Source organism: Acidobacteriota bacterium, from assembly GCA_038040445.1.
In the GTDB taxonomy this organism is placed as follows: domain Bacteria; phylum Acidobacteriota; class Blastocatellia; order UBA7656; family UBA7656; genus Onstottus_A; species Onstottus_A frigus.
The window spans coordinates 64,273-82,821 of record JBBPIG010000006.1; the positions used below are offsets into that span (position 1 = coordinate 64,273).

An 18,549-nucleotide genomic window follows, 5' to 3' on the forward strand; every position below is an offset into this window, starting at 1 on the left:
TCGAGCGAGGCTCAATCCAAAATCTAAAATCCAAAATCAGAACGTTGTTCCTGTGTTCATCAAGTAATGCTCAACGATCGGCCCAAGCGACAGCACCGGGAAGAACGTCAGCGCTCCGACGATCATGATGACTCCAATCAGCAACACCACGAACAGCGGCGTGTACACCGGGAATGTGCCTGCTGAAGGAGGCACCGCCTTCTTGCTTGCCAGGTTGCCCGCAATCGCCATCATCGGGATGATCATCAAGAAGCGCCCGATCAGCATCGCCAGCCCCAGTGTTGTGTTGTACCAATAGTTGTTGACCGTGATGCCGCCGAACGCCGAACCGTTGTTGCCCGTGCTCGACACGTATGCGTAAACGATCTCAGACAGACCATGCGGCCCGCCGTTGTTGATCTTGGAGGCGCCGTATGGAGCAACGCTCGACCACGCTGAAAAGCAGAGGATCGATAGAGCGAAGACCAGCACATAGAGCATCGCCATCTTCACGTCCTTCGATTCGATCTTCTTGCCGAGGTACTCAGGCGTGCGCCCAACCATCAGCCCCGCGATGAACACGGTCAGCACAACCATCACCAGCATGCCGTAGAGCCCCGATCCGACGCCGCCGAAAATGATCTCACCAAGCATGATGTTCAGCAGCGGTATCATACCTCCCAGCGGTGTGTATGAATCGTGCCACGAGTTAATCGCGCCGCACGAAGCATCGGTGGTGATGGTGGCGAACAATGCCGAGTTCGCGATGCCGAAGCGAACCTCTTTGCCTTCCATATTGCCGCCCGTTTGCTCGGCTCCGCTGGTTTGTACGGCTGCCTGCGTCACGCCGTATTGATTGAAGTTCGGATTGCCTCGCGCTTCAAAGTAGTACGCGACGAGAAACCCTCCCAGGAATACGATCGTCATCGCCGCAAAAACCGCCCAGCCATGCTTTTGATTGCCGGTCATTCGCCCGAGCGTGTAAGTCAAGCCGGACCCGATCGCGAAGATCGCGAGCATCTCTAGAAAGTTTGTCAGTGGGGTTGGGCTCTCAAATGGATGCGCCGAATTCGCGTTAAAGAAACCGCCGCCGTTGGTGCCCAGTTCCTTGATGATCTCCTGAGAAGCAACCGGTCCCTGAGCGATCGTCTGGTCTGTCTGCGTCTCGGTCTTTTCTTCTCCTGTGTCGGCGTCGGTCTTTGTGAGCTGCTGCGGTTCGACCAGCGCGGCTTGTGTGTAAGGCTTGAAGTTCTGCACGACCCCTTGCGAGACCAGCGCCAGCGCTCCGACTATGCAGATGGGCAGGAGCACGTACAACGAGCATCGAGTAAGGTCTACCCAGAAGTTGCCGATCGTCTTTGCCTCGCGGCGCGCGATTCCGCGAATGAACGCGATTGCCAGAGCTATGCCGGTGGCCGCGGACACGAAGTTGTGAAACGCCAGCCCGGCCATCTGCACCAGGTAGCTCATCGTCGATTCGCCGGAGTAGGCTTGCCAGTTTGTGTTGGTTGTGAAGCTCACGGCGGTGTTGAAGGCGAGGTCGGGTTTGACTCCCGCGAACTCCTGCGGGTTCAGCGGCAGATAGTATTGGGCCCGCTGAAGCAGGTAAAGAACCAGCAGCGAGACTACGCTGAACATCAACATCGCAGCCGTGTAAGTAGTCCAGTGTTGCTCGCTTGAAGCATCGACTCGGCACAAGCGATAGATCAGGCGCTCGACCGGGCCAAGCACGCGGCTCATGAAGGTCTTCTCGCCGGAGAAGACTCTAGTCATGTAGACTCCGAGCGGTTTCGTAAGAGCGAGCAGCACCAGAAAGTAAACCGTGAGTTGTAAGAATCCGTTGAGTGTCATTTTGTTTACCCACCTGGGAGCGGGGGGCGCCCCGCCCGCCGCGTAGCGGACCAACACCAACAGGCAGGGGGTCCGGCGGCCCCCCGGCGGGCCTGTTCACCGCGGCTTCCGCTTCGACGCGGGCATCCCTGCCTGCCTCTTCTCGCACAACGTCAAGCAGGCAGGGATGCCTGCGCTCCCAGGGCGTCGTTAGAACTTCTCCGGCCGGATCAACGCGTACATCAAGTACGCAAGCAATGCCAGAGCTATGAATCCGCTAACGATATATTCCAGGTTCATCGACTTCTCCCTGACAGGTTTCTGAATATCCCCGGCAATACCAGGGCGGCATACAACGCAAGCAGGATCAAAGCCGCGATCCCAAGCCTGCTAAACTCTTCTGAGTTCATGATTCCTCCTTACTACACGCGTTCGCAAAAGCGCACATACCAGAACGCAACGCCAAAGAAAACGATAACCAACGCAATGAACAGCAGGTCTAACATCCCGATCCCTCCTTTACCACGAGCCTTCCTTCCGGCCGAACCACCAGATCATTCCCAACGTCGCCGTATTCTGATGCGGCTTGAGAATCCCCGGTGTATCGCTCAGGAAAAATGGCTGGTTTGAAAAATCGCGCCGCCACTCTGCGCGCAGCAAGAAGCCGTCCGCAAGCTTGAATTCGCTGGTGAGCGTCGTTTCCTTCAGCGCTTGCGTCACGCCGCTAAAGAGGCCCCCGCGGTCCGATAGATACTCGGCGCGACCGGCGAGCGCGAACTTTGGGGTGAACTGATATCGCGCATAAGCCACTCCGCCGCTTATGTGCACAGGTGCAGACACGTCTTGCACACGATTGACGACGTAGTCGCCTTCGGCAGCCAGGATCAGCTTGTCGGTCACGTTCCAGGTCGCGTACGTGTCGAAGATGTGCACCCTCCCGTTCGGGACGGGACGAATCACATTCGTTGAGAGGCCCGGCTGTGCCGGCAAGCTAGGAATACCAGGATTCAGTTCAGGCACGAGATCGCGCTGCTCCTGACCGACGTAGTAATTCACCTGCCACGTCACTTGTTTGATAGGTGTCAGTATAAGCGCGAAGTGCTGCGACTTGAATCCATTGAAGTCCTCCGATTGCTGAATGCCGTTCATCAGATGGTACATAACCGTGACCTTGTCATTGACCGCGTACTTCGCGCGTAGACCAAAGTGATAAAACGGCAGAAAGTTGAAATAGTAGGAGCGGGAATAGTTGTAATCATCTTTGGTGTAGTTCGTCTCGTAGCCGAGGCTGCTTGCGAACTTGCCGAAGTCGAGCGTGAGGCCCTTGCCGATGGGCGCTACATACGTGCCGAAGGCTTGCCACACTGGGCGATATGCCTGGGGCCGGGGCTCGTTTGCCGCGTTGCCCTGCACCGTTTCAGTAGCGTGGCCGTACATCAAATCGAGCCGCACACCGAAGCGCCGGCCCGCTTCTTCAACATTGGGCGCGCGCTCGATGACCACCGACGCTTGATTCAGGCTGAAGCTGTTGCTCATAACGTCGTATGCGCGAAGCAGGTTGATTCGGCCGATGGGCTTGTTGAAGTTGTAGCCGTAGTATCCATCAAGCGAGACGTTGAAGGTCGTGTCGCGTAGGAAGTCGAGCACCCCTCGATCTTCTTTGCTGATCTGCTGGATCTCCGAAGTCGTCTTCTCCGGCTGGGTCTCTGCGACTCCCTCGACAGGCTGGCCAGGGGCCGCGGCCGTTGAAGCCGGTTCCAAAGGCTCGCGAACGGTTTTAGATTCGCCTCGAGATTCAAGCTCGGCCAAACGACGCTCCAACTTCTCAATTCGGTCAACCAGCATGCGTTCACGTTCGGTCGATTCAGAAGGTGCGCCCGCCGCCGACGGTACGGCGGTGTTGGATACAACTCTAGCGTCGGCTGGTTTCGGCCGAATCTCGTTAGCTTGTTGAGCCGGCGTGCCGGCTGAAAGAAACGTAGCGCTTATGATTCCAGCTATGATGCACTTGGTGCGTGTGGCTTTCATTGAAGCAGGTTCTCCTTCTTTCCGAGTTTGAGCTTGTGAAGAGTCTTGTTTCCGTCATTCGCCTGACATTGAATGACTGAGACTTCGTCCTCGTCAGCAATGCCGCGTCCTCAACAGCTTTCTTGATTTCCGACCAAGTCATAGTGTTTCACCTCCTGTGAAACGGATCATCGGCTCTAAACGACTCTCACGAACGTAGCCAAGGGCCCCTTGTTTCGTGGTGGTCGGGGAGGCCAGCCTTCGACGGACCATCTCGCTCGTCGAGTTCCGGATTCCATAACAGCCACGCGTCATCCTTGCCAGAAGTCGTGCGCGGATCATGATCTGGCCGCTGATCCTGTTCGGGTTGTTTGGCCCGCTTTATCCGAGCGTCGTAACGCTTACCGTGGCGGCCAAACTTACCCATTAAGTGATACAGCGCGATCAAGCAAAGGGTCAGAACAAATACTCCGGCTATGCCGATCAGCTCATTCTCTTTCATTGATGCTCCCTCACATTTGTCGCTTCAGAACGAGCGATTGGGCCGTTCCGAACTCGGCATGATCAAGCTAGCACCGCGCGCGTAAGTTTAGGGTTAAAGGTTTATAAAAAGTTCGTAAGCCTGGGAGCGCACGCGTCCCGCGTGCTGGCAAGGTGGGCGGGGGGCGTTGAATTACCCCGCGAAATGCATCTCGCTTCGACTCTCTTCTTCCAACGCTTTGCGAATGGCGGGTTGGGTAGCCATCGCGACCTCATCAATCGTGACGATGCCGATCAAGACCCCTGTCGTATCCGTCACCGGAAGCGCGGTGCGGTCCTCGCGGCGAAAGCCGGCGACTGCCGTTTCTTGATCGTCCGTAGCTTTGAGCGCAACGAATTGACGGTCCATTACATCGAGCACCGATTCGTAAAGCGGAGCCAGCAGGAACACCCTGATCCGAAGATCTATCAAGACGCCGTGCTCATCGACCACGTAAATGTTGCTCAGAGTTTCACTGTCCGCTCCATGCTCGCGTATGTAGTCGAGCACGTAACGATGGTCCACTCTGGCCTGACAGCGACGTAATCAGGTGTCATCAAGCGTCCTGCAATTCTGCGTCGATCATTGCTACCTCTTCAATGCGAGAGACTCGCTTGATTCCGACAATCAGACTCCAGGGTCGAAGCGGTAGCCAATCCAGGGCTCCGTGAGTATGTAGCGAGGCGAAGCGGGATCGGGCTCGATCTTCTTCCTGAGCTGGCCGATGAACACGCGCAGGTACTCGGTCTGTTCGCCGTAGTTTGCTCCCCAGATTGCCGTGAGCAGTTTTCGATGAGTCAAAACTTTTCCCGGTTGCCGCATGAGGTGGGCGAGCAGATCGAACTCCTTCGGCGTTAGATGGATTTCTTTGCCCAGCACGATCACTTTTCGAGTTTCTACATCCAGACGGAAATCACCTGCTTCCAAAACGGTCGAGTCCGTATCTTCAGTTGATGGGGAGGGAGCGCGGCGCAGTGTTGCGCGCACGCGAGCCAGAAGCTCCTCCATGCTGAAAGGCTTCGTTATGAAATCGTCGGCGCCGGCGTCCAGCGCTTCGACCTTTGTTTTCTCCTCGCCCTTCACCGAAAGCACGATGACCGGAACTTGCGACACCAGACGAAGCCGCCTGCACAGCTCGAGGCCGTCCATGTTGGGCATGGCCAGATCCGTGACCACCAGATCCGGATGCCAGTCGTTGAACGTATCAAGCGCGCTCTCGCCGTCGGCCGCAACTCGCACTTCATAACCGCGCGTAGTCAGTCCGGTGCGCAACACCCGCGTGATCTGCGGCTCGTCATCTGCGATCAGAATGCGTTGCTTCTGTGGCATGGTTATTCTTGTGCCCTTGCGTAGGACGGTTCGTCAAGCATTTCTCCTTCCGTCTCGGCTTTGTCTTCTTCATCGCCAATCGGAAGCGTGAACACGACTCGCGTCCCAAGCCCGCCAGCGCCGCTCTCGATCCATATTCGCCCACTATGCGCTTCGACTATGCCGCGCGCGATCGCGAGCCCCATCCCCGTTCCCGAGGGCTGACTCCTGTTTGAATCGCCGTCCCGGGTCGCCCGAAAGAACTTATCGAAGACGCGCTCGCGCAGCTCAACTGGGATGCCTGGTCCGCAATCTTCCACGCTCGCTCTTATCATGTCGTCTTTGGCTCGAGATGCGGCGATGTGAATGAGCGTTCCGGCCGGCGAGTACTTCGCGGCATTGTCGACGAGCGTGTATATGACCTCACTCACCGCACGCGCGTCGACGAGCACAATGGGCAAGTCCTTTTCGATCTCGACTTCGACTCGATGCTGGTCCGTCAGGTTTTTTGCGCGCGCAAGAGCCATCTCCAGCATCTCCTCGATGGTTCCCCACCGGCGTCTCAACCGAAACTCCCCAGCCTCTATCCGCGCCATCTCGACAAGTCCTTCGATAAAGCGGTTGAGCCGGTCGCATTCCTCGTTTATCACCTCGAGCATCTCTCGCCGCCCTTCTTCACTCAGAACGGCTGGTGACGCATCGGATGCTTTTGCCTTCAACACGTCGAGCAGAGTGGTGACCGAAGCCTTGATCGAAGTAAGCGGGGTGCGCAGATCGTGACTCACCGCGTCTAGCAACGCGGATTTCAACCGTTCGCTTTGCCGCAATGCTTCTGCATGGCTGGCGCGCTCGAAAGCTGATCGTAGCTCGTCGTACAATCGCTCGATCTCGCGGCGCCCAGTCTCGGCCTCTTCAGCACGGCGCTTCACACGAGCCGAGAGTTGACCGGCTGTGACTGCGGTGATCAGAAAAGCGATGAGCGCAATCCAATTGTCCGGGTCGGCGATTGTCAGTGTGTGGAGCGGGCGGAGAAAAAAGAAGTTGAAACAAAGCACACCAAGCACGGAAGCGACGATGGCGGGACGCGCTCCCCATCGCGCGGCCACAAACAGAACTACCAGCAACATCGCCAGCGCTACGGTTGTTGAGTTTATGCTCTCGCCCAACAGCCTGAGGGCAACCGTCACCGCGGCGATGCCCCCGACGGCGAAGATGTACCCCGCCTGTGTTGCCTTGAGCGCCCTAATCGGCATGACTTTATTCTACGACAAGAGTCGTTACAGGGAGCAGACGTATTTAGCGCTCGATCTACGGTGAAGTTTCCCATCGCCGACGTTGCAACCCAGCGAAATTTCGACATGGCAACCTACACGCAAAGGTCCCGCGCGCTTGCGTGCCAGGAGCGCACCCGGCAGAATATAGCTCGTGGCGCATGACGTTCGAGAACTTTCAACTCATAAGGTATGTCGTCCATTGAACCTCAATTCGCGATCTGTCTGCGGGAGGACCCGCAGGGCGAAGATCTGATCCTGCACAAAATCTACCGTGTGCTGCCCGACTCGGAGGCTCCGACAGGCTATCTGCGCATCGTGGATGAATCCGGCGAAGATTACCTGTACTCGGCGCGCGCCTTCGCTTTGATCTCGTTGCCACCTGAAGTGGCAGAGAAGCTGATCGAGCAGCCACTAGCTCAGTAGTGCTCCTCATCGCTCAACATCGGGGAAGTTCGCGATCCTGTCGTGGATCCGCCGGTCGTGTGCGGGGACGATGATCATCTGTGGATACCTTTTCATCAACTCGTGCACCTTGACGATCGCACGTCTCACTCCTTCATCGTCACGGTCGACAAGCTTGCGCGACAACCACGGCCGTTCAGCGGGAAGCTGCACGCCCTCGATGGCCCAGGTCAGATCGCCAATGAAGAACAGCCGCTTCCCCGAGCGGAGATTGACGAACATTCCAATCGACCCCGGAGTGTGACCAGGAAGTGGCACAAGCACTATGCTTCCATCGCCGAACAGATCGAAGCTGCGGTCGAAATTCTCGTAAGGCGGGCCTGACATCTCGAACGTGTGAAGCTTGAGCTTGTCGCCCATCTGTTTGACCAGTTCGCGCGGCGGGAGCGTGGCGATGTAGTCGGCTTCTTCCCTGGCAAACCACGCTTCGGCTTGCGGAAAGTCTTCCAGCCCGCTGATGTGGTCCCAGTGCGAGTGCGAGATGATGACCATCTTGATGCCTGCCGGATCGACGCCGTGGTCTCTTAACTGAGCGGCCGCGCTGGTCTCCTTGTCGTAGGTGGTGAGCGCTTGCATCAATGACGGGATCGTCTTGATGTGTTCATCAACGTTAGCTCCAAATCCGGTGTCGAAGAGAAAGGTTGCTTTTGGATGGCGCACGAGCACCGCTGCCATTCCGCTATCGTAGTTCACGGACCAGCTTCCGCCGCTATAGACGAAGGCTTGCTTGCTCATCATCTTCCCGCACTTGATCAATGATAGCGTGAGCTCCGGAAGGGCGGCGGTGTTCTGGGGAGAGTGGAAAGAAGTCGAGCCGCTCTCGTACGCGTTAACGTCAATCGTGCGCGGGATGAACGTGTAGCCGAGCAACGCGATCAGAGCGAGCACCAGCAAAACCGCCGAGACCACTGCTCTCTTGATCAGTCTTTTTCGCATGGTTTACCTTCGATTGAGAGTCGTTTGGAGTTTTACATCAATGGCGATGGGCGAGCAACAGCGATCGCGATGGAATCGGTATGCGTCTATCGAGAGGAAGCCGCTACGCGGCCACGGCGCCGCGTCGATGAATGGCTATGAAATGGTGACTCGTACGGGATTTGAACCCGTGTTACCGCCGTGAAAGGGCGGTGTCCTAGGCCCCTAGACGAACGAGTCGAAAGGGCAAGTGAGCCGTGCAGGACTCGAACCTGCGACCTGCTGGTTAATAGCTCACAGCGGGTGAAGGCTCCCGAACATGAACGAAGAAGGATACACAGATTCTCAACGGGTTCGCAAGAAAGGCGCCTCTCCGTCAGGACTTTTGGCTCCGCGGTCCTCAACCCCAGTTCTTCTTCCTCAACTCTTTTTTCGTGGTCCAGCTCCCGTTAGTTTTTTCCAGGAGTAGAAAGTGTATGTCACCGCAGCTCGGGCCGCATCGACTCCCCACGTACATCAGAGCCTGTGTGCGCTCTGTATTGAAGCCGATTCTGGAAAGCATTACGAAGCCCCTTGAATCAGGATATCTCCTGTAGTAACCGATCCATTCCAACTCCCCCCAGTGGCCGTGGAAGATCGCCTTCAGATCGAGGTCTGTTATGAGGTTGAACTTCACCGGCAGCTTAAACGACGCCTTGTTCAGCAGCCACTGCCGGCTGTTTTTGGCTTCGTAGTCCTCGGCGGCCGATTGATCCAGGGACACGCCTTTCGGTTTGTCTTTCCACGGCTCGTCATCGCTTGCGAAGTCGTAGCGGAAGGTGCGCTCCTCAACGATCAATTGTTTGGTATCGGACTGGAGGTAATTCTGCTTGATAACGGCCGAATATATCTCGTACTCATCGTCCGAAACTCCGTCGTCTGAGCTGGATTGGCCTGGTGGTGATGAACCCGAAATGGAACCCAGTTCGATTGAGATCAGAACAAGCGCAACAAACCAGCCTCGAGCCAGAGTCATACAAATACCCCCGATACCAATACCACTACCCAACCCTAAGACTAAGCACTTCCCAACCAAGCCAACAACTACCGCCCGGCTATCACAGTGATACTATAGTGAAAAGAGAGGTCTCCTCAACGCATGATCGACAGGTCGTGTCCGACTCACGACGATTAGCGCTCAACGGCTGATCGCGACTGTCCGGGCTCCACAGTTCGAGTCTAGTGGAATCATTGACGCATACGAGCGGATTACTCAGCTTGAAGCACGGCGATGAGAGTAGACGCACAAGAGGCCCACGAACACACCCACGCTCAGAATCGGTTTGCGGTGCTGCCGATGCCGCTCCGGTTGGGCAACCGACCCTCGGCTCACGGCTGTGGTATCGCTGGAGCTTCTTGACGCGGTTGCAGTTCGGCGTATAATTGGCTCCGCCAAAAGCGATCAATGATGTCGGGAGGGGAAGATCCATGAACTTCAACCGCAAGCATTTGAGTCTCTGGGCAAGCGTTGCCTTCGCCTTGTTCTTTTACGGAGCCTCCCCTGCTTTGGCTCAGATATCACTGGGTACGGCGCAGAGTTTCGGGGTCCTGGCTGGTTCGACTGTGACCAATACGGGATCGACCACCGTCACCGGAAACCTTGGCGTCAGCCCAGGTACTGCGGTTACGGGTTTTCCTCCGGGGACCGTGACCGGAGGAACGATACACCTGAACGATGCCGCCGCGGCTCAGGCTCAGAGTGATGTCACCACTGCGTACAATGCTATAGCGGGCACGGCGTGTAATGTCGACTTGACCGGTCAGAATCTCGGCGGCCTCACGCTGACGCCCGGGGTCTACTGTTTTTCGTCGTCGGCCCAGTTGACGGGAACCCTCACTCTCAATGCCCTGGGCAATCCCAATGCGCTGTTCATCTTCAAGATCGGGAGCTCGCTCACGACCGCGAGCAGCTCGTCTGTTCAGGTGATCAATGGCGGTAATAATTGCAACGTGTATTGGCAGGTCGGCAGTTCCGCGACGCTCGGCACAAGCACCAGTTTTGTAGGGAACATTCTAGCACTCACTAGCATCACGCTGACTACCGGCGCAAACGTGTCCGGTAGAGTCTTGGCGCGAAACGGCGCCGTGACGATGGATACCAACAACGTCACCGTGTGCGGGCCTGCCAGCGCCTGTCCGATCATCACGGTGAACCCGGCAACGCTGCCGAACGGTGTCGTAGGGACCCCTTACAGCCAGACGGTCTCGGCCGTCGGCGGAACCGCGCCATTCACCTTCACGGTTTCGAGCGGGGCACTGCCGAGCGGCCTGACGCTCAACGCAACCACCGGTGTCATCTCGGGGACGCCGACCGCGGCGGGCACTTTCAACTTCACAATCACCGCCACCGACGCGAACAGCTGTCCCGGCAGCCGGCCGTACTCCATCATGATGGCGGGCGCGCCCGGCTGCCCGGTCATCACGGTCAACCCGGCAACGCTGCCCCCCGGTGTCATCGGGACGCCCTACAGCCAGACGGTCTCGGCCACCGGTGGAACCGCGCCATTCACCTTCGCGGTTTCAAGCGGGGCACTGCCGAACGGCCTGACGCTTAACGCGACGACCGGCATCATCTCGGGGACGCCGACCACGGCCGGCCAATTCAGCTTCACGATCTCAGCCACGGACGCCAACGGCTGCCCCGGCAGCCGGCCGTACTCCATCGTGATCCCGGTCGTGCCCATCTGCCCTTTCATCACTGTCAACCCGGCAACGCTGCCCGCCGGGGTCATCGGGACGCCCTACAGCCAGACGATCTCGGCCATCGGCGGAACCCCGCCGTTCACCTTCACGGTCTCGAGCGGGTTCCTGCCGCCCGTCCTGACGCTTAACGCGACGACCGGCGTCATCTCGGGGACGCCGACCACGGCTGGCCAATTCAGCTTCACGATCACAGCCACCGACGCGAACGGTTGTCCCGGCAGCCGGGCGTATACAATCGGGATTCCCAGCGGGCCCAACTGCCCCGTCATCAGTGTCAGCCCGGCCACGCTGCCCCCCGGTGTCGTCGGGACCTTCTACAGTCAGACGGTTGCGGCCAGCGGCGGAACCGCCCCATTCACCTTCACGGTCTCGAGCGGGGGGCTGCCCCCTGGCCTGACACTCAACCCGGCAACCGGCGTCATCTCGGGGACGCCGACCGCGGCCGGCACCTTCAACTTCACAATCACAGCGACCGACAGTAGCCTCTGTACCGGCAGCCTGGTGTTCTCCATCCAGATCACCGGTGTGCCGCCTCCTCCGCCGCCGCCTCCTCCTCCAGGTGGCGCCGTTCCGACGCTATCGGAGTGGGGCGCGATATTGATGGCGCTGCTCATAATTGCTGCTTGCACCTTCTTCCTGGCCGGGCACAGCAAAGCAGCCATGTCGCTCGCGGGAGCCGTTCCTTCTACTGCGTTCACGGGAGCGGAAAAGCCCCTGGACTGGAAGCTGCTGGCGCGCACTGCGATGTACGTCGAAGCAGCGATAGCGCTGGCGCTGATTGCGCTTTCGGCAAACCCGGTTGATATTCTCGGCGCTCTCACTTCAGGTCTCGTTGCTGCGTTCATCCTGCACTTGCTGATTGGCGGAGCGCGGCGGCGTTGAGCAGTGTGCGTACAAAGGGCAACTCGAAGCTTGAGTAAGCGTTGCCAACCTCGCAAGGTGGGCGGTGAGTATGTTGCCGAGTGGGCGAGTGACTGACTTCTTGATGGCAAATCGCAAGCCGCTGCGGTTTTTGGCGCTGTTCGTATTGATCTTCGGGACTTGTTACTTGTTGTTTGGCGTTATTCCCAGAGTTCGGTTTGGAGTCATCAATCCCTACACTGAGTTTCTGGCGAAAGCGACCGCAGCCGTCATCAACCTGTTCGGTGCAGGCGCCGTCGCGAACGGCGCTCTGGTTTACTCTCCTCGCTACTCGATGGACATTGCGATGGGATGCGACGGCGTCGAAGCGTCGTGCCTGTACCTGGCAGGAGTGGTGGCCTTCCCTACCTCGTGGCGAGCCAGGCTGATAGGATTGGCGTTCGGAGTCCCGCTGATCCAGGCTATCAACCTGACTCGCCTCGTGGGGCTTTACTATGTTGGTATGTACTTTCCGTCAGTAGCCGATCAAATCCATGACTACGTCGCCCAGAGCATCGTCATTCTTCTCTCAACGGCAATCCTCATCTTCTGGCTCGAGCGATTTGGCGTTCGGCATCAGCGGGCATAAATGGCTGAGGCTGTTTGCGCTCGCGCTTGCTCTCTACATCGTGATTCTCCCGCTCTGGTGGTATTCCCTCGGCGCTATCTCGGCGGTAACAGGCACATGCGCGAGCTGGATCTATACGTTCTTTGATGCTCGAGTTGCGATCAAGCCAAGAGCCAGAGTAGTTCAACTCGTGGTTAACGGCAGGTTGCAGACGAGTGGCTTACGAATCGACATGGTGACCTACGGTTTGCCGATGCTGATGGCGCTTGTGATCGTGACTCGGTCGCACTCGCTGGTTGCGAAGCTGCGGGCGCTTGCGATTGGGTGCGGGGTCATGTTCGTGCTGACCGTCTGCGCGTTGATGGCGTGGGCAAAGATGACAAGCTTGCAGCTCGAGCAGCAAGCCGCGCCAGGGAGCAACGAGTCGAGCTTCTTCTTTCTTGCTTTTCACGGCTATACATTCTCGCAACCCGCGTTAGCCGTACTGATCTGGCTGACGCTGATCATGCTTGGCTTGTTCAAGGGAAGATCGAAGCACGAAAGGGGTGTTGCGACAATCGCGCGCAACGCTTCGTGTCCCTGCGGAAGCGGGCGAAAGTACAAACGTTGTTGTGGTGCATAGGAACGGCGCGGCCCGACCGTGAAGCTGAACGCGTTGAACAGCGGCTCCCGGATGGTGCGGACGGCGAGTGTAAGCATGCCAGCAAGAAGCACCTCAAGTTTGTACCTGTAGCGATTGACTCCCGCGCCGATGATCACTGAGCACTTGCCTTCGCTCTTCGCCGCGGTCGAAGCCCACTCGCGCGAACTTGATCACGGTCTCTTTCGAAACGCCTGTCCACTGCTCTTGCCAGGCAGGGGGGTATGAGAGGCGCGTGTCGTTGTAGTCTTCGGGATAGTCGCCGGCGAGTCCGCGGCTCACGCCGAACTGGGCCATCAATACCAAGAGGCTTGGGTTGACTCGCGAAAAAGGAGTCGGCTAACATCCAGGTGCTCTGACGTAGGGTGGGCCGTTAGCTCAGGTGGTAGAGCAGCTGGCTTTTAACCAGCGGGTCGCAGGTTCGAGTCCTGCACGGCTCACTTCAAAACGCAGCACGCAAGGCTACCGGAATGGTAGCCTTTTCTCTTGTCTTTCAGCTTCATCTACAGAATCCCTGTGGCTGACTATACGAGTTGCCGCCGAGGGTCACGACGTGCAGGGAGCCCCGCTCTCTAAAAGACTTTAGTTAGCCTCTCCAACGCCACAGCCCGAGGAAAAAGAATGTTGTTCTCCAAGTGAATGTGCTGGTGCAAGTCCTGCTCGAGCGCGTCGAGCGCTTTGTATAGCGTCTCGTAGCTGATGCAACCGTCCTCCGGCACTGAGAATCCGCCGCTGATCTGACGAATCTGCTTGAGGATCTCGGCGGCTGTCTCGTGTTCCATCATCAGCATGCGAATTGGATTCTGCACCGTTCCGAAGAAAGGAACCGGCGCGGGCTTGCCCTCGCTCGCCGCCGTTTCCATCTGCTCGATGTACGGGAACAGAACCATCTCTTCCTTTTGCATATGCGGAATCAGGTCGCGATTCAGGTCCTGGAACAAACTCTGAATGCGGAACAGCTCGGCGTGGTTCTGTCCGTGGACCGAGCACACCTTCGACAGAAGCGCATCGAGCCGCGCCAACTCGTCTCTGGTGAAAGCGTGATGCTTGCCCACGATGTACGACGCAAGCTTCGATAACGGCTGCGTCTGCCACTGGGTAGCATCCGCTACGAGAGCAGTGGACTCCCCGGCTCGCTCCAGCGAGCGCACGACTTCATCCGTCGATACGCCAGCGGCTGCGCAGGCCTCCTGAAAGGGCTTCCCGCCACCGCAGCAATAGTCTATGCCTGCCTTTTCGAACACCCGCGTCGCGCCCGGGATCTCGAGTGTCAGTTCTCTGACGGTCTTCGTAGTGTTGATCTGCATCTTGCATCCTCAAGGTTCTGTATCGAGTCACGTTTGAATGAAATGAACACGCCGGGATAAGGGCTGACTTAAGTCACCGGCAAACCAATCAGGCCTACCTCAACAACTCCGGGTTTCGAGGCTGAGCCGCCGAGCCGATCAGACTGAAGATCGCGCGCTCGACGCGGAAGACGATTTCCGGCGATGCCTGCTGCTCGTAGATCGGAAACAGCTCGCGCTCCTCTTTGCGAATGTGCGCCTCGAGAGTATCGGCGAATTCCTTTAGCGTAGACGCGAGCGAGCTAAGTTCAATCTGGCGCAACTCATCAATGAGCCGCCTCATCTTCCCGTGTTCCACAAGCAGCTCGTCGATGATCTGCTGAGCGCCCGAAAGCTCGCGCATCGCTGGAAATAAGACCTCCTCTTCGGCTTGAAAGTGGGCTGCCAGTTCGCCCTCGAAGAAGCGGACCGCAACGCCCGCTTTCATCTGAAGCCAGTTTGCATCTGCGTCGTGCTCGATCAGTCCTCGATGGATGCGCAAGCACAACATCAGAGCGTACTGATGCTCGCGAGAAAGCGGGATCAGACTATCGTTGCGCCTTGCTGAAGTTGTCATGGCTTGTCCGCCCCAGGCGAAACGCTCAGGTTCGATTCAAGCGCGTTCAGGTCTATCGACCGGCGCGTCGCCATCTCTCGCCCAACGGCGGCGAGTTCGGCGTCACTCAGTATTTGGCCCGCAAGCGGAAAGACTTCCCCATCTTCGATCGCGATGTGTTTTTGATACGTCGAGTGAAGCTGGTATACCAGCTCGCTAAGACGGTCAGTCGACTCGATCGACAGAACGTCCTCCGAAAGCCATCGGCTCCCGAGCGCTTCTACTTCCGCGTGGCCCGCGTCTGCAAGCTCATGATCGGCGTGTAACTCGTCAAGCAAGGAAATCGCTGACCGCGCTCGCTCGTCGGAACACGCCAGCATACGTGGGAACAATGACTCTTCCTCGTCGCGCGTGTGCTTCGGAGCGGCTTCGCGGAAATACCGAAGCGCAACTTCCAAGGCGTGCCGCTGGTCTTCATTCAGGCCGGCGCCTCGTGCCTGGCTGGTGACCCTCATCAGCACATCAAGAAACTTCTCGATGCGCCGGTGACAATCGCTGAGCAAGCCCAGCGGATTCGAATAGTCGCTCTCAATCTTCTTACCAATCGTGATCGGCATAATTTTGTCCGGGACAATGATACCTTATCTTAGGAATCGCTGGCTTAACTCAAAGTATACAGTTGTGTCCTAATCTTGGGTTGGTCGATTAGGACACTACCGGCACAGACTGAAGCCTATGCTGCGAGCAGTGCGTTTACTTCATCGAGCGTCGGAAGCGCGGTGCGCGCTCCAACGCGGCGGCAGTTCAACGCCGCCACCACGTTTGCAAATCTCAAGGTGTCTTCGACCGAAAACCCTGCAAGCAACCCGTAGATGAATCCGCCGTGAAACGCATCGCCCGCGCCTGTGGTGTCCTTGCAATCGACAGCGAAGGCCGGCGAGTGAATGTACTGGTCTTTGAAGCGGGCCAGCACTCCTTCTCGGCCGATGGTCGCGGCAACGAAAGGTGAGCCGGTGGTCTCAGCCAGCTTCTTGAGACCCGCGCGGAGGTCCGGCTCGCCGGTTACCCGCTCGGTGAAGCTGCCTGAACAGACGATGAAATCAATCAGAGGAAGCAACTGTTCGAATCCCGGATACGCGTTGTCTATATCGATCACCGTCGGCACGCGCGCCTCGCGCGCATACCCGGCCGCGGCGATCGAAGCTGCAACATCGTGCCCGTCCAGGTGAAGCACTCGGCCCGACGTGACTGCCTCACGATCTACTTCGTCCTCAGTGAAGATCAAACGTTCATCGCGGTTCCACAGTATGGTCCGTTCGCCGCTCGCCTGGTCGACAATGATGAACGCAGTTTGAGTTTCCGCTCCGTCGACGACAACCACGCCCGAGCACTCGACGGCTTCCGATGTGATCGACTCAATCTGAACACTGCCCATCTCATCCGAACCGACCTTGCCGATGTAGCGCGCGCGCATGCCGAGGCGAGACAGCGTGACCATCGCGGTCGCGCATTGGCCGCCGGGCGCAATCGTTTGCGAGATGAAAGGAATCTTGGTGTTGAATTCCGGATAGTGAGGGACGACGATCAGGTGATCTATGGCATTGAGTCCAAGAGCGACGGCGTCGAAGGGTTTGCCTCGCGGTATCTCAATCCCAAACTCCATAATCAGAAAGCAGAAAGCAGAAATCAGAAGGCAGAAAGCAGAAAGCAGAAAGCAGAAAGCAGAAGGCGGAAGGCGGAAGGCAGTCCGCCGCAAGATATGCGCACTGCTTTCTGCCTTCTGCCTTCTGCCTTCTGCCTTCTAATCCTCACTGCCTTCTGCCTTCTGATCCTCAGTGCGACTGGCTGACTGCGTTATTGGTCAACAAGCGGACCTCGACGCGCCGGTTCTGCTCGCGGCCTTCCTTTGTTTCGTTCGGGCCGACCGGGCGGCTCGTGCCGAAGCCGAGTATCGACATTCGGAAAAGCGGGATGTTGTGGCGCTCGGCCAGGTATCTCTTAACCACCTCCGAACGCGCCTGGCTTAAACGTTCGTTCAGATCAGCCTTGCCTTCTGCTGAAGCGAAGCCTTCGATCTCGAGCAAGAAGCCGTTGCGATCCTTGATCTGGCTCGCAAGCTCGTCAAGGGCGGCCGTTGCTTCGGGAAACAGTTCCGATTTGCCCGCTTTGAACTGAACGGTCACGGTCTTCTGAACGGTGTACTTGTCGAGGTTGGTTCGCAAATCCGAGACTGTTTGTTCGACGCCGGTCACCCGCGTGTTAGCTTGCTCGGCGGACGAGGCTGCCCGATCAGCGCCCTGTTGAGCGCGGTCGGTTCTCTGGCGGACTTCTTCGATTTCCCGGCCGAGCCGGCCTACGTCTTGAGTGTTGCGCCGCGACGTCTCTTCCAATTCGCCAGTTCTGCTTTCGAGAGGGGTCGCGCGTTCGTTGACTCGATTGCGAACATACTTCTTGGTCGCGCACGCGCTGCCAAGCAGAACTGCGGCTGCGATGCCTGCAACAGCCATCGCCTTAAGCTTCATAGGGGCCTCCATACTCTTTGATATGCCGGTTGCGGCCGAGGTGCCAGCGCGATCAGCACGGGCTGAGGTTCGTGCGCTAGATAATGATGACGTTTGCCGTGATATCCCCGACTAACCTATACTTTCTCAGAGCAACGCTAGAGTTAATACACGAAAAACCCTTTGGGAGTCAAGAAGTTGATGAGACACGCTGTTGTTGTTCTGCTCGTCGTGGCTGCGCTCGCAGCCGGTCGCGCAAGCGCGCAAACTTGTACCGCGCCGGAGTTAATTTGCAAGGTTGCCGCCAATCAAGACCGATCGCTCTATTTCCGCGATCACTGCCGCTACGAGCAGAAGATTCACGTCGAGCGGTTCAAGGTCAAAGGCGACAAAGAGACCCAGGAAGAGCTGCGCGATACGACGGTCACCGTTGAGCCCGCGAAGAAACCCGACAAATCCGGAGAGACCCCGGTCGTCGTTCGTGTCACCGCCGACACCGACAAGAAGGGGAACCCAAAGCGCAGCGTAAAAGAGGACGAGCCGACGTTGCTTTCGTTTGGAGCGGTCTGGGACCTGGCGTTCTTTCCCCTTCTGCCAGAACGGGTGAAGTACTACAACTTTCAAGAGGTCGTCGCCGGCCGCAAAAACGAGCGATGGTTTCGGTTTGTGCCCAAAGGCGACGTGACCAATGTACCGCTGGCGTCGGGCATCGTGCAGATCGAGCCCCAGACTGGCGACGTGCTGACGATCAAGATCGAGGGGCTTCATAACCTTGACGCGGTCGACAAAGAAGCGAACAAGCTGAAGTCATTCAGCGCGACGATCGACTACAACCAGTACGAAGGCACGCTGAGAATGCCAACGCTCGCAAGCGGCGCCGGGGTGTCCGGCATCCGCCGCTTCGAAGGCACTTTCAAGTTCACGTTTGAAGAAGGCAAATACGTTCCGTTGTTCAAGCTTGAATAGGGGGTTGGGGGACAGGGGTTCGGGGTTAGAAATCGCCAACCCCCATCCCCTAACCC

General features: G+C 57.7%; 20 protein-coding genes and 2 tRNA genes. 6 read left to right on the plus strand and 16 right to left on the minus strand.

Going from position 1 to position 18,549, the window contains the following annotated elements:
- Nucleotides 1-36: 36 nt before the first annotated feature.
- The 7 genes from kdpA to AABO57_08290 all read right to left on the minus strand — a co-directional run bounded on the left by kdpA (nt 37) and on the right by AABO57_08290 (nt 6,897).
- On the minus strand, nt 37-1,830 hold the full coding sequence (kdpA, locus tag AABO57_08260) for a potassium-transporting ATPase subunit KdpA (protein MEK6285720.1): 1,794 nt from the start codon (nt 1,828-1,830) through the stop codon (nt 37-39).
- 189 nt (nt 1,831-2,019) lie between these two features.
- Nucleotides 2,020-2,109, minus strand: coding sequence for a K(+)-transporting ATPase subunit F (kdpF, locus tag AABO57_08265; protein ID MEK6285721.1), 90 nt, complete (start codon nt 2,107-2,109; stop codon nt 2,020-2,022).
- 219 nt (nt 2,110-2,328) lie between these two features.
- Entirely contained in the window at nt 2,329-3,837 is a 1,509-nt protein-coding gene (locus AABO57_08270) for a porin (GenBank protein MEK6285722.1), read from the minus strand.
- A 187-nt stretch (nt 3,838-4,024) separates the two neighbouring features.
- Nucleotides 4,025-4,318, minus strand: coding sequence for a hypothetical protein (locus tag AABO57_08275; protein ID MEK6285723.1), 294 nt, complete (start codon nt 4,316-4,318; stop codon nt 4,025-4,027).
- 171 nt (nt 4,319-4,489) lie between these two features.
- Nucleotides 4,490-4,861, minus strand: coding sequence for a CBS domain-containing protein (locus AABO57_08280; protein ID MEK6285724.1), 372 nt, complete (start codon nt 4,859-4,861; stop codon nt 4,490-4,492).
- Nucleotides 4,862-4,963: 102 nt separating this feature from the next.
- Nucleotides 4,964-5,665, minus strand: a complete 702-nt coding sequence (locus AABO57_08285; GenBank protein ID MEK6285725.1) for a response regulator transcription factor — start codon at nt 5,663-5,665, stop codon at nt 4,964-4,966.
- Nucleotides 5,666-5,667: 2 nt separating this feature from the next.
- Entirely contained in the window at nt 5,668-6,897 is a 1,230-nt protein-coding gene (locus tag AABO57_08290) for a DUF4118 domain-containing protein (GenBank protein ID MEK6285726.1), read from the minus strand.
- A 210-nt stretch (nt 6,898-7,107) separates the two neighbouring features.
- On the opposite strand from AABO57_08290, the gene AABO57_08295 reads away from it, so the two are divergent.
- Nucleotides 7,108-7,341, plus strand: a complete 234-nt coding sequence (locus AABO57_08295) for a hypothetical protein (GenBank protein ID MEK6285727.1) — start codon at nt 7,108-7,110, stop codon at nt 7,339-7,341.
- A 6-nt stretch (nt 7,342-7,347) separates the two neighbouring features.
- Here the strand turns inward: AABO57_08295 and AABO57_08300 are convergent, their stop codons facing one another.
- From AABO57_08300 to AABO57_08310, 3 genes are all read right to left on the minus strand, one after another.
- Nucleotides 7,348-8,316, minus strand: coding sequence for an MBL fold metallo-hydrolase (locus AABO57_08300; GenBank protein ID MEK6285728.1), 969 nt, complete (start codon nt 8,314-8,316; stop codon nt 7,348-7,350).
- 143 nt (nt 8,317-8,459) lie between these two features.
- Nucleotides 8,460-8,535: transfer RNA gene (locus AABO57_08305), tRNA-Glu, on the minus strand.
- 160 nt (nt 8,536-8,695) lie between these two features.
- Entirely contained in the window at nt 8,696-9,310 is a 615-nt protein-coding gene (locus AABO57_08310; protein MEK6285729.1) for a hypothetical protein, read from the minus strand.
- A 530-nt stretch (nt 9,311-9,840) separates the two neighbouring features.
- On the opposite strand from AABO57_08310, the gene AABO57_08315 reads away from it, so the two are divergent.
- The 3 genes from AABO57_08315 to AABO57_08325 all read left to right on the plus strand — a co-directional run bounded on the left by AABO57_08315 (nt 9,841) and on the right by AABO57_08325 (nt 13,127).
- Nucleotides 9,841-11,919, plus strand: a complete 2,079-nt coding sequence (locus AABO57_08315; protein MEK6285730.1) for a putative Ig domain-containing protein — start codon at nt 9,841-9,843, stop codon at nt 11,917-11,919.
- 88 nt (nt 11,920-12,007) lie between these two features.
- The gene (gene xrtH / locus AABO57_08320) at nt 12,008-12,526 is read left to right on the plus strand and encodes an exosortase H (GenBank protein MEK6285731.1); all 519 of its coding nucleotides are present in this window, start codon (nt 12,008-12,010) and stop codon (nt 12,524-12,526) included.
- Complete coding sequence (locus tag AABO57_08325) at nt 12,501-13,127, plus strand: SEC-C domain-containing protein (GenBank protein MEK6285732.1); 627 nt, start codon at nt 12,501-12,503, stop codon at nt 13,125-13,127. The genes xrtH and AABO57_08325 overlap by 26 nt, the downstream gene beginning before the upstream one ends.
- Nucleotides 13,128-13,220: 93 nt before the next feature.
- Here the strand turns inward: AABO57_08325 and AABO57_08330 are convergent, their stop codons facing one another.
- Nucleotides 13,221-13,442 carry a hypothetical protein gene (locus AABO57_08330; GenBank protein MEK6285733.1) on the minus strand — a complete coding sequence of 74 codons (222 nt, stop codon included), beginning with the start codon at nt 13,440-13,442 and terminating at the stop codon, nt 13,221-13,223.
- Between the two features lie 70 nt (nt 13,443-13,512).
- Here AABO57_08330 and AABO57_08335 point away from each other — a divergent pair.
- Nucleotides 13,513-13,585: transfer RNA gene (locus AABO57_08335), tRNA-Lys, on the plus strand.
- Nucleotides 13,586-13,717: 132 nt separating this feature from the next.
- Here AABO57_08335 and ric read toward each other — a convergent pair.
- The 5 genes from ric to AABO57_08360 all read right to left on the minus strand — a co-directional run bounded on the left by ric (nt 13,718) and on the right by AABO57_08360 (nt 17,548).
- Nucleotides 13,718-14,452, minus strand: coding sequence for an iron-sulfur cluster repair di-iron protein (gene ric, locus AABO57_08340; GenBank protein MEK6285734.1), 735 nt, complete (start codon nt 14,450-14,452; stop codon nt 13,718-13,720).
- Between the two features lie 94 nt (nt 14,453-14,546).
- Entirely contained in the window at nt 14,547-15,047 is a 501-nt protein-coding gene (locus AABO57_08345) for a hemerythrin domain-containing protein (GenBank protein MEK6285735.1), read from the minus strand.
- On the minus strand, nt 15,044-15,643 hold the full coding sequence (locus tag AABO57_08350) for a hemerythrin domain-containing protein (GenBank protein MEK6285736.1): 600 nt from the start codon (nt 15,641-15,643) through the stop codon (nt 15,044-15,046). Before AABO57_08350 ends, AABO57_08345 begins: the two co-directional genes overlap by 4 nt.
- Before the next feature lie 116 nt (nt 15,644-15,759).
- Nucleotides 15,760-16,689, minus strand: a complete 930-nt coding sequence (locus tag AABO57_08355; protein MEK6285737.1) for a PfkB family carbohydrate kinase — start codon at nt 16,687-16,689, stop codon at nt 15,760-15,762.
- 169 nt (nt 16,690-16,858) lie between these two features.
- Nucleotides 16,859-17,548, minus strand: coding sequence for an OmpA family protein (locus AABO57_08360; protein MEK6285738.1), 690 nt, complete (start codon nt 17,546-17,548; stop codon nt 16,859-16,861).
- A gap of 180 nt (nt 17,549-17,728) precedes the next feature.
- Here AABO57_08360 and AABO57_08365 point away from each other — a divergent pair, with 180 nt between their 5' ends.
- Complete coding sequence (locus AABO57_08365) at nt 17,729-18,493, plus strand: hypothetical protein (protein MEK6285739.1); 765 nt, start codon at nt 17,729-17,731, stop codon at nt 18,491-18,493.
- Nucleotides 18,494-18,549: the final 56 nt, after the last annotated feature.